At 72.1% G+C, this 11,330-nt stretch carries 4 protein-coding genes and 2 pseudogenes; 3 read left to right on the top strand and 3 right to left on the bottom strand.

What is annotated here, in order from left to right; all coding sequences use genetic code 11:
- Nucleotides 1-165: 165 nt before the first annotated feature.
- Nucleotides 166-510 (bottom strand): annotated as a pseudogene (locus K2X24_RS00675) (hypothetical protein); the annotation flags it as partial.
- Between the two features lie 249 nt (nt 511-759).
- On the opposite strand from K2X24_RS00675, the gene K2X24_RS00670 reads away from it, so the two are divergent.
- Both K2X24_RS00670 and K2X24_RS00665 read left to right on the top strand, forming a co-directional pair.
- Nucleotides 760-1,935 carry a VWA domain-containing protein gene (locus tag K2X24_RS00670; RefSeq protein ID WP_292493725.1) on the top strand — a complete coding sequence of 392 codons (1,176 nt, stop codon included), beginning with the start codon at nt 760-762 and terminating at the stop codon, nt 1,933-1,935.
- Between the two features lie 34 nt (nt 1,936-1,969).
- Nucleotides 1,970-2,368, top strand: a pseudogene (locus K2X24_RS00665) (VOC family protein); the annotation flags it as partial.
- Between the two features lie 27 nt (nt 2,369-2,395).
- On the opposite strand, the gene K2X24_RS00660 reads toward K2X24_RS00665, so the two are convergent.
- Together K2X24_RS00660 and K2X24_RS00655 are read right to left on the bottom strand one after the other, a co-directional pair.
- Nucleotides 2,396-2,716 (bottom strand): 2Fe-2S iron-sulfur cluster-binding protein, encoded by a 321-nt coding sequence (locus K2X24_RS00660; RefSeq protein WP_238278418.1) that lies wholly within the window; start codon nt 2,714-2,716, stop codon nt 2,396-2,398.
- Between the two features lie 259 nt (nt 2,717-2,975).
- Nucleotides 2,976-3,332: an Hpt domain-containing protein gene (locus tag K2X24_RS00655; protein WP_292493721.1), complete on the bottom strand. Its 357-nt coding sequence runs from the start codon at nt 3,330-3,332 to the stop codon at nt 2,976-2,978.
- Between the two features lie 275 nt (nt 3,333-3,607).
- Between K2X24_RS00655 and K2X24_RS00650 the strand changes: the two genes are divergently transcribed.
- On the top strand, nt 3,608-11,330 hold a 7,723-nt coding region (locus tag K2X24_RS00650; protein WP_292493718.1), incomplete at its 3' end, for a hypothetical protein.

The raw sequence follows: 11,330 nt of genomic DNA, 5'->3' as shown, positions 1-11,330 counted from the left end.
CGCCTTGCCGGGCACGGTCGCCTTGCCGGGCACGGACGCCTTGCCGGGTTCGGACGCCTTGGGCCCGACCGCGGCCTTGGTGGGCGAAGCCTTCGGATGGGGCCGGATCGCTTCGGGAGGCTTGGCCGCGCGGGGCCGTGCCCTCCGGGCCGGCGGATGGAGCGCCGGGTCCGTCCCCGGCGCGTAGCTGCAGCGGTAGACGATCTCGTCCGGCGGGCCGAGGCCGGTATCGAGGGGGATCGCCACGGTGTCGTCCTGGAAGCGCCACTTGCGCGTGCCCTTGTCCCAGTAGAGCCAGACCGTGGTCGGATGCCCCTGGATCGCGAAGATGGCGGCCTTCTTCGACACGGCCCGGATCGTCCGGGGCTCGTACATGCCCTTGGCGCGGTAGGCCTCCACGAAGGCGGCCGGCTGGCGGTCGATGAAGGTGTTGCGCACCACCTGAATCGTCGCACCCGGCTCGGAGAGGAACCGCTTGAAGTCGCTCAGCGAGCGCAGCACGGGCGCCATGACGCTCACTCCCAACTCTACCCGAAGACCATGCGCCCTGACATCTTGTCCTGACCTGCACGCGACTGTGCGAGGACAATGTTCGATTCCAATGACAAGTCCCGCTGCCGGGAATGTCACGGGCAAGGGGATATCAACAGAAATCCAGGGTTATACCCAGTTTAACGTATGTGATTCGGCCGAACCCTGCGCTTGGAGCGGCGCGGCAGCGGGCTTGACCCGGCCGGCGGCTTCCCGCGTTGTCGCCCCATGCTGCTCCAGTTCTTCACCGCCCTGCGCGAGGCCAAGGTCCCCGTCACCCTGCGGGAATTCCTGACGCTGCTCGGCGCCCTCGACCGCGATCTGGCCGAGAAGCGCGTCGAGGACTTCTACCTCCTCGCCCGCACCGCCCTGGTGAAGGACGAGCGCAACCTCGACCGGTTCGACCGGGTCTTCGGCACCGTGTTCAAAGGTATCGAGTCCCTGGGCGAGGCGATGGCGCCGGCGGCGATCCCCGAGGAATGGCTGCGCAAGCTCGCCGAGAAGTACCTCACCGACGCCGAGAAGGCGGAGTTGCAGGCGCTCGGCTGGGACAAGCTGTTCGAAACCCTCAAGCAGCGTCTCGCCGAGCAGCGCGAGCGCCATCAGGGCGGCGGCAAGTGGATCGGGACCGGCGGAACCTCGCCGTTCGGCGCCTACGGGTACAACCCGGAGGGCGTCCGGATCGGCCAGGACGGCAACCGCAATTTCCGCGCGGTGAAGGTCTGGGACAAGCGCGAGTTCAAGGACCTCGACGACACCGTCGAGCTCGGCACCCGCAACATGCGGGTGGCCCTGCGCCGCCTGCGCCGCTTCGCCCGCACGGGTGCCGCCGACGAACTCGACCTCGACGGCACGATCCGCGAGACGGCGGCCAAGGGCTACCTCGACGTGAAGCTCCGCCCGGAGCGGCGCAACGCCGTGAAGGTGCTGCTGTTCCTCGATGTCGGCGGCTCGATGGACTGGCACGTGGCTCTCGCCGAGGAGCTGTTCTCGGCCGCCCGCTCGGAGTTCAAGCACTTCGAGCACTTCTACTTCCACAACTGCCCCTACGAGCGGGTCTGGCGGGAGAACCGCCGCCGGCACGACGAGACCCTGCCGCTCCTCGACGTGCTGCGGACCTACCCGCCGGACTACCGCGTGGTGTTCGTCGGCGACGCCTCCATGAGCCCCTACGAGATCGCCATGGCGGGCGGCTCGGTGGAGCACTGGAACGAGGAACCGGGCGAGGTGTGGCTGAACCGCATCTTGGAGCGCTTTCCGAAGGCGGTCTGGCTCAACCCGGTGCCGGCGGAGCATTGGGCCTACACCCAGTCAATCGGCATGGTGCGTCGCCTCATGGGCGAGCGGATGTTCCCGCTCAATCTCGAGGGCATCGACGGGGCAATGCGGGCCCTCGTCCGCTGAGGTGCACCCGAGAGACAGCAGACACGGAGCCTTCATGCCGGATCGATTGCCGCAGGGTGGGTTTGCTCCCCTCGTTCCCGAACTCGACGTGCGCGATCTGGCCCGCAGCCTCGCCTTCTGGTGCGACGGGCTCGGCTTCACATGCGCCTACGAGCGACCCGAGAACGGCTTCGCCTATCTCGAATGCGAGGGCGCGCAGGTGATGCTGAACGCGGTCAACGGGAACTGGATCACCGCGCCCCTGACGCCGCCGTTCGGACGCGGCATCAATCTTCAGATCGCGGTTCGCTCGACCGCGCCGATCCTTGCGCGTCTCACCGCACTGGAGTGGCCGCTGTTCCGGCCTTTGCACGAGGTCTGGTACCGCGCCGGCGAGGCGGAGGTCGGGTACCAACAGTTCCTCGTGCAGGATCCGGACGGGTACCTGCTCCGCTTCGGCGAAGCCTCGGCCTTCGCCCGCTCAGCCCTGCCGTGCGGGGGTCGTGACGCTGAGGCCGTCGAGTTCCGGGGTGATGCGGATCTGGCAGCACAGGCGCGAAGTCGGCTTCACGTCGGAGGCGAAGTCGAGCATGTCCTGCTCCATGTCCTCGGCGGGTCCGACGATCGCGGCCCATTCGCCGTCCACATAGACGTGACAGGTCGCGCAGGCGCAGGCGCCCCCGCACTCGGCATCGATGCCCGGGACGTTGTTGCGGATCGCCGCTTCCATCACGGTTGATCCCACGTCGCCCTCCACGGTCCTGGCCGTTCCGGTATGATCGACGTAGGTGATCTTGGGCATCGTGGGCTCCGGGCTCGGACAACGCGTAGATGGCCGGTTGTGCGGCGCGAGACTGCCTTGAAGGGGCAGGCCTGCGATTGCAAGCGCGCTCGCCGACCGGGTGACGATTCATGGCCTTACGCCGGAGCGGCGGCGCCGTTCCATCGTCCTGCCGCGACGCGACGTCCGGGGGCCGGCCCGAGGCGCCTCATCAGACGCCGGACCAATATGCGCTTCCGGCCGCGAGGCCCCCGGTGCAGCGGGCGTTTCCGGCAAAACATCAGGCCGGCACGGCCAGCACCGCGAGGGTGTCGGTCACGGCGCCGGCCAGGGCGTCCTCCTCGCCGGCCTCGTCTCCATCACGCAGCGCATCCTCGATGTCGGCCGCGATCCGGGCGATCCTGTCGGCCCCCACGCCCAGCGCGGACCCCTTGAGGGTATGGGCGAGATCGGCGCGTTCCGATGCGGGACGGTCGCGCGCCAGGATGCCGGGCAGGAGGGCGCGGCACTGCCCGGCGAAGAGGCCGAGCAGCTCGCCCGCGAGCTCGGCGTCGCCGAAGGTCTGACGATCGAGGTGCGCGCGATCGAGGAGCGCGGCTTCGCCACTGGGTGCGTCCGGCCCGTGTCTATCCTGCAAGACCGTCTCTCCCCTCACGGTGCCCGTCCCGTCTATCCACAGCGGAGGCGCCGCCTCATTCGCTTCCGCTTAAGCGTTGAGGCATCATGCAGAAAGAGGACGGTGCGGTTCGAGCCCTCGGCTTGGTAACCATTCCGTTAAGGTTTTTTGGGCGCAGCGGCAGGCTCGGGTATCCGGGCTCCGTGCCGATGTCTAAAGTTACCTGGTTAATTGGTAAAAGTAACCTTGATCGCCGGGCGCGGCCGGCGATCGGGATACGCGTGACGAGGCGTTGAATGGCCACCGAAAAGAAGCTCAAGGACCCGGCCGAGGCGGCTCTGTCGGCGATCGAGCAGGCTCTCAACCTCGACGCGTTCGCGCCCGGACCGGACGCGTCCCGCGTCGAGCCGCGCCTGCCGGATGTCGGGGACGCCGATCCCCTGCACGACCCGAGCGGCCGCCTCGCCCCGCCCCGCCTCGATCTCGACCAGCCCCTCGCTTCGGACCTGCCGCCGCCGGACCGCACCCGCCCCCGCCGCGAGGGCGGCCTGCTCCCGCCCGACCGCTCGATGGTCGCCAACGACGACCGCCAGAACATCGGTATCCTGCAGCAGACGCTGCGCGTCCGTCCCACGCGCGCGCCTTATCTCATCGCCGCCGCCGCCGGTGCACTCTGGATCGCCGGGCTCCTCGCCCTGGCCTGGAGCCAGTCCGGGGGAGACCTGCGCGGGTTCTTCCAAGGGCTCACGGCGATCCAGGGCGCCGTCGCGGCGACCACGCTGGTCGGCCCCGTCGTCCTCTTCGCCATCATGGCGATGCTCGCCGTGCGCGCCCAGGAAATGCGCATGGTCGCCCGCGCCGTGGGCGAGGTCGCCATCCGCCTGGCGGAGCCCGAGAACTTCTCCACCGATGCCGTGCTGACCATGTCGCAGACGGTGCGCCGCGAAGTCGCCGCCGTCGGCGACGGCGTCGAGCGGGCGCTGGCCCGGGCCGGCGAACTGGAAACCCTGGTGCGCGGCGAGATCGCCACCCTGGAGCGGGCCTATTCCGACAACGAGATCCGCATCCGCTCTCTCGTCGATGAACTCGTCGCGCAGCGCGAATCCATCGTAGCTAATGCCGAGCGGGTGCGCGGCGCCATCGCGGGCACGCATCAGAGCCTGACGGCGGAACTCGACGGCGCGGCCGAGCGCATCGTCTCGGCGGTCAACGGCGCGGGCGACCGGGTCACCGGCGCCCTCGACGCGCGCGGCGAGGCCATCACCTCGGCGTTGGGCAACCGCGGCGACGCCATCACGGCCGCCCTCGGCGAGGCTGGCGACCGGGTGGTCGAACTGGTCTCGGGCCGGGGCGACGATCTCGTCCAGCGCCTCGCCTCCACCAGCGACGGCGTCCGCGACAGCCTCGCCGACGTCGGCACCGCCCTCACCCAGTCCCTGGAGACCCGCGCCGGCGAAGTCACCCGCGCCTTCGAGCGCACCGGTGGCATCCTCACCAGCACCCTGGCGGAGAATGCCGGGCAGGTCGCCCGTACCCTGGCGCAGACCGGGGCCGAGGTCATCGAGGCCCTCAACCGACAGGGCGGCGACGTGCGCCAGACCTTCGAGGATTCCGCGCGCAGCCTGGAGACCGCGTTCCTCTCCCGCGGTTCGGAACTGACCCAGCAATTCGCCTCCACCGGTGGCGAGATCACCGCGCGTTTCGCCGAGACGGGCGACGCCCTGCGCCTGCACTTCGCCGAGACGGGCGCGGCGCTGACCCGCGACATCGCGGTGCGCGGCGAAGCGCTCCGCACCGAACTCGAGACCGCCGGCACCGGCGTGTCAGACCTCATCGAGACCCGGGGCCGCGAAGCCCAGGCGGGCCTGGCGCTGGCCGCCAGCGGTGCCATCGCGAATTTCAGCGCCCAGGCCGACGGCGTGCGGGACGAACTCGTCCGCTCCGTCGAGGGTATCGCCACCGGCATCGACGCCCGCGGCGGCGCCCTGGCCGAACGCATCGAGAGCGTGGCGGCGCGCCTGCACGACACCATCGCGGTGCGCGGCGCGGAGGTCTCCGACCGCCTGGAGATCCATGGCCGCGAGACCGAAGCCGGCCTGGAACGTGCCGCCGGCACCATCGTGGAGACCTTCGGCGCCCGCACCGGGGCGCTGCGCGATGCCCTCGTGGGCTCCGTGGAGGACGTCGCCCTGCGCCTCGATCAGAGCGGCAGCGCGCTGGCCGACCGCATCGACCTCGTGGCCAACCGCCTGCGCGAGACCATCACGGTCCAGGGCGGCACCGTCACCGAGCATATCGGCGCCAGCGGCCGCGAGGCCCAGGCCGCCCTCGCCCTCGCGGCCGGGGCTGTGGTCGAGAGCTTCGGCGGCCGGGCCGTCGCCGTGCGCGACGACCTGATCGGGTCCATGAGCCGCATCACCACGGACCTCGACACGCAGGGCAGCGCCCTGGCGGCGCGCATCGAATCCGTCGCGTCGCGCCTGCACGACACCATCGCGGTGCAGGGCACCGGCCTCGAGAGCAGCCTCGATGCCACCGGCACCCGGATCGGCGACCTCGTCGCCCTGCGCACCCGCGAGGCGAGCGAGACCGTCGACGGCGCCCTGGCGGTCCTGGGACGCAGCTTCGAGACCCGGGCCATCGACGCCGTCGAGGCCCTGACCGCCGCCGCCGCCACCCTGAGCGCGGCGATCGCTGGCCGGACCGCCGAGGCGGCCGACACCTTCCGGCGCAGCGCCGAGGAGACCACCGTGGTGCTGGGCGCCAGCACCACCGAGGCGGCGCAATCCCTGCGCCGGGCTTCCGCCAGCGCCACCGGCGAGCTCGAGGCCCGCACCGTGGAGGCCGTGCAGATCTTCGAGCAGCGGCTCGCCGCGACCGCTTCGGACCTCGCCGCCCGCACCGCCGAGGCCGCCGAACTCCTGCGCCAGGCCTCCGACGGCGTCGGCGAGAGCGTCGGCGCCCGCGCGGAGGCCTCCATCGAGGCCCTCCGCCGGACCCTCGATGCGGTCAACGCGGAACTGTCCCGCCGCGCCGACGAGGCCGCCGGCACCATCACCCGCGCGGCGGACGGCATCGGCGGCGATCTCACCGCTCGGATCCGCGACGTCGAGACCGCCTTCGGCGACCATGGCCGCACCCTCGGCGACCTCATCGCCGCCCAGGCGAACGAGGCCCAGACGCAGCTCGCCAGCACCGGCCGCGACATCGTCCTCGCGGTGACCGCACAGGGCGCGCGGGTGAACGATCACCTCAACCGCACCGGCGCGACCTTCGCCGATACCACCGAGAGCCGGGCCCAGGCCCTCGACCGGGTGCTGAACGACCGCCTCTCGGCCCTGCAGGACACCCTCGCGCGCGGCGACATCCTGGCCGACCGGATCTCGCGCGACACCGCCGCCCTCACGGATTCCGTATCGGGCCGCCTGGAGGAGATGGACCGGGTCATCACGGTGCAGGGCAAGGCGGTCGCCGAGACCCTCGCCGAGCGGACTCGCGAGGCCAGCGCCATGGTGGAGAGCCAGCTCGGCGCCCTCGAGGAGCGCTCCGTGCGGCGCTCGGCCGAGATCGGCGAGACCTTCGCCAATCTCGTCGCCCAGATCGACGGCCACCTCGGCAGCCGTGCCACCGCCCTCAACGAGGCCCTTATCGTGCGCACCGCCGAGATGGGCCGCGTCATGGTCGAGAGTGGCCGCGACCTCGTGCAGACCCTCGACGCCCGGGCCGATACCATGGCGCTCGACATCGCGGCGCGCAGCGCCAGCCTCGGCGACATCCTCGGCGAGCGCACCGCCGAGATCGGCCGCCGCCTCGACGAACAGACCCTCGAACTCGCGCGCCGCCTCGACGAGGGCGCCGGTCGCTTCGATGCGGGCGTGCTGGGCCGCCTGGAGGCGATCGGGACCGCCTTGGAGGAGCGTAGCCGCCTCATCGAGGAATCCTTCGGTTCCCAGGCTTTCGAGGCGATCCGCCTCATCGAAAGCCGCACCCGCGCGGTGGACGAGGATCTCGCCAACCGCACACGCGAACTCGTGGACATGATCGTGGACCGGACCGGCGGCGCGAACGAGGCGCTGGACGGACAGGCCCGCGCGATCCGCGACGCCTTCGCGGCCCGCGCCGACGAACTCGTTCGCCTCATCGACGAGCGTACGGCGGCCATGGGCCACGAACTCGACGAGAAGGGCCGGGCCGTGTTCGGCGCCCTCGGTGGCCGCATCACCGAGCTCGCCCGCCTGTTCGACATCGGCAGCAACTCGCTCGGCAAGGTTCTGGAACAGCGCGGCGAATCCATCCTCGGCCGCCTGCGCGAAATGGTGACGGAGGCCGACCGCCAGCTCGGCGAGGGCGAGGGCCGCCTCGGCAACACCCTCGACCGCCGCACCGCGGACATCAGCTCCCTCCTCGACGAGGGCGTGCGCACCGTCCACCAGCTCCTCGACGACCGCACGGGCGAGATCCGCGCCCTGCTCGACACCCATGCGGGCGTCGTCAGCGCCGACCTCAAGGACCGGATCGCACCTCTGCACGAGAGCCTCGACCAACGCGGACGCGCCCTGGTCGACACCATCGCGGCGAGCCTCGGCAGCGCCTCGGAGGCGGTGGAGGCCCGCACGCGGGCCCTGGCGAGCCTCTTCGACGAGCGCATCGACCACCTCGACGAGGTCGTCGAGCGGCGCGGCAGCGGCCTGTCCGACGCGATGGAGGCGCGCACCCGCGCGCTCACCGAAACCCTCGACGAGCGCCTGAACGCCCTCGGCGAGATCGTGGACCAGCGCGGCGCCCGCCTCGTCGAGACCGTGGAGGACCGCACCCGCGCCCTGACCAACACCTTCGACCAGCGCGTCGGCATCCTCGACGAGCTGGTCGACCGGCGCGGCGAGCGTCTGGCCGAGACCGTGGATCACCAGGCCCGGCGCCTCGCCGAGACCTTCGACCAGCGCGTCGGAGCGCTCGACGAGATCGTGGAGCGTCGCAGCGGCGAGATGGCCGAGGCGGTGGACGCCCGCACCCGGGCCCTGGCACGCCTGTTCGACCATCGCATCAGCGTCCTCGGGCAACTCGTGGACGGCCGTGGCGCCCAGCTCACCGACGCCCTCGACAGCCGCACCGAAGCCCTGGGCGTCCTGTTCGACCAGCGCATCGGCGCCCTCGACGAGATCGTCGACGGCCGTGGCGCGCAGCTCGGCCAGAATCTGGAAGCGCGGTCCCAGGGCCTGCGCGCCCTGTTCGATGAGATCCTGTCGGCCCTCGACGGCCTGATCGACAGCCGCGCCGACGCCCTGACGGACCGGGTGGATGACCGGACGCAGCGCCTCGTCGCCCTGTTCGACGAGCGCCTCGGCGCCCTCGACCAGCTCGTCGATCACCGCACCGGCACCCTCTCGGACGAGGTCGATTCCCGGGCCCAGGCCCTGGTCTCCCTCATCGACACCCGGGTCGGCGCCCTCGACCGCGTGGTCGACGAGCGCGCGGGTGCGCTGCACAGCCAGGCCGAGACGGCCTCGCGCGCCATGGTCTCCCTGTTCGAGGAGCGGCTGCGCGGCCTGGACGGCTTCCTCGACGACCGCGCGGGCAACCTCGCGGCCGAGACCGAGGCGCGGACCCGCGCCCTGGTGGCGATCTTCGACGAGCGTCTCGCCGCCCTCGAAGCCCTCGTGGACGGACGCGTCGGTACCCTGGCGGACGGCGTCGCCGAGCGGACCCGCGACCTCGTCTCGGTCTTCGACGCCCGCATCCAGGGACTGGACGCGGCCATCGACGGACGCGCGGACCACTTGGCCGAGCAGACCGAGGCCCGCACCCGTGCGTTGGTGGGGATCTTCGACGAGCGGCTTTCCGCCCTCGAAGCCCTGGTGGACGGCCGCGCCGGCAGCCTCGCCGACCGCGTCGCCGAGCGGACGCAGTCCCTCGTCACGACCTTCGACGAGCGCCTGCGCGCCCTCGACGATGCCGTCGACCACCGGTCCGGTGCGCTGGCGGCACAGACCGAGACGCAGGTCGCGGCCCTGACGGGCTTCTTCGACGAGCGCCTGGGTAATCTCGAGCGCCTCGTGGACGGCCGCACCGGCACGCTCACGGAGCACGTCGAGGCCCGCACCCACGACCTGGCGACGGTCTTCGACCAGCGCCTGGCGGCCCTCGACAGCCTCGTCGAGGCGCGGGCCTCGGCCTTCGCCCGCACGATCGACACGCAGGGCACCGCCCTCGCGGAGGCCGTGGACGGCCGCGCGGCGGCGTTCACCAGCCGCATCGACAACCGCATGAAGGTGTTCGCCACCCTCGTCGCCTCGCGCGGCGATGCCCTCGCGACGGCCTTCGACGACCGCCAGGACGCCTATGCGGCCCTGGTCGACGAGCGCACCGCCACGATGCTCTCGGCCTTCGACGAGCGCGTCGGCCGCCACGCGGCCCTGGCCGAGGCCCATGCCCAGGCCCTCGCCGCCGCCCTCGACCAGCGCAACGAGGCCGTGGCCGCACTCATCGACAGCCGCAACGGCGCCATGACCGAGGCCTTCGACCGCCGCTCAACGGCGCTGGCCAGCCTCGTCGAGGCGCGCGGTCAGTCCCTCGCCCGCCGCCTCGCGGAGAGCGCGGAGACGATCACCCGCGCCATCGAGGAGCGCGGCGGCAGCCTCGTGGAGACCCTGGACGGGCGCGGCGACGCCGTGGTGACCGCACTGACCGACCAGTCCGAGCGCCTGCGGGCGATCGTGGAGGGGCCGGGCGCGCAGCTCGTCGAGGCCCTGGCCCTGCGTGGCGACGCCATCGAGCAGGCCCTGCGCGAGAGCGGAGCGCCCCTGGTCGAGGCGATCCAGGCGCGGACGGAGGCCCTGGCGGCCCAGTCCCGCGCCTCGGCCGAAGCCCTGCTGTCGGTTATCGACGGCGGCGCGTCCCGCGCCATCACCTCGCTCTCCAATGCCAACGAGCAGATGAGCCGTGAGCTCGTCTCGGTCGTGGAGCGTATCGATGGTGCCAACGACGCCCTGCGCAGCCTGCTCTCGGGAACGGGCGAGAATCTCGGCCGCATCGAGGCGGGCCTGTCCGGGCGGATCGCCGAGATCCGAGACGCGCTCTCGGCCGTCACCAGCGAGACGGCGCGGGCCAGCGCCGGGGTCGCCGAGCAGGTCGACCTCCTGAAGGGCGTGGCCGAGGGCGCCCTGCGGGATGCCGCCGACCTCGCGGCCTCCCTGGACGCGCGCGGCCGCACCCTGGGCGAGATCGGCCGCAGCCATGCCGGCACCCTCACGCAGGCCGCCGGCCAGCTCGAGGGCGCGGCCAACCAGCTGGAGGGCGCCGAAGGTCGCCTGTCCGAGCGCCTGGCGACCCGCGAGGCCGCCATCGCCGACGTGCTGTCGCGCATCGAGGAGCGCTCCGGCACCCTGGAGGCACAGACCGCCCGCTTCGACGCGACGATCGGCGAGACCTTGCGGGCGGCCGAGGAGCGGGCCCGTGCCCTCGGGACCACCCTCTCGGAGACCGCCGCCGGCGCCGGCGCCAGCGTCGCCCAGGCCTTCGAAGGCCTGCGCGCCGGGGCCGACAGCGAGAGCAACCGGACCGCCGAGGCGGTGCGGGCCGCGATCGAAGCTGCCTCCCAGCAGATGTCGGCCGTTCTCGAATCCGCCTCGGGCCGCTTCGGCGACTCGGTCTCGACCCTGCGCGAGATGGCGGCCGAGATCCGGCGCGAACTCGACGCCACCCGGGCCGATCTGCAGCGCGGTGTCCTGGAGATCCCCCGGGAGACCCAGGACGCCACCGGCGAAATGCGCCGCGTGGTCTCCGAGCAGCTGAAAGCGCTGGGCGAACTCTCGACCCTGGTCCAGCGCTCGGGCCGGGCCGTCGACGCGGTGGCACCCCAGGTCTCGGAGCCCCGGCGCCCCGAGCCCGCGAAGTCGGCGCCCGCCCCGGTCAAGGCCAATCCGGTGACCAACACCGCGCCTAAGCCCGCGCCTCAGGCGAAGACCGCCCCGGAGGCCAAGCCCGCGACCGAGGCCAAGCCCATGACCGAGGCCAAGCCCA

The sequence above is a fragment of the Methylobacterium sp. genome (assembly GCF_019750675.1).
GTDB lineage: Bacteria > Pseudomonadota > Alphaproteobacteria > Rhizobiales > Beijerinckiaceae > Methylobacterium.
The sequence above is the reverse complement of the archived record's forward strand: the minus strand, read 5'-3'. Positions and strand labels throughout refer to the sequence as shown.

Bases quoted from the DNA above. Each gene is read 5' to 3' on its own strand.
- K2X24_RS00660 (WP_238278418.1), bottom strand. From the start codon at position 2,716: ATGCCCAAGATCACCTACGTCGATCATACCGGAACGGCCAGGACCGTG.
- K2X24_RS00670 (WP_292493725.1), top strand. From the start codon at position 760: ATGCTGCTCCAGTTCTTCACCGCCCTGCGCGAGGCCAAGGTCCCCGTC.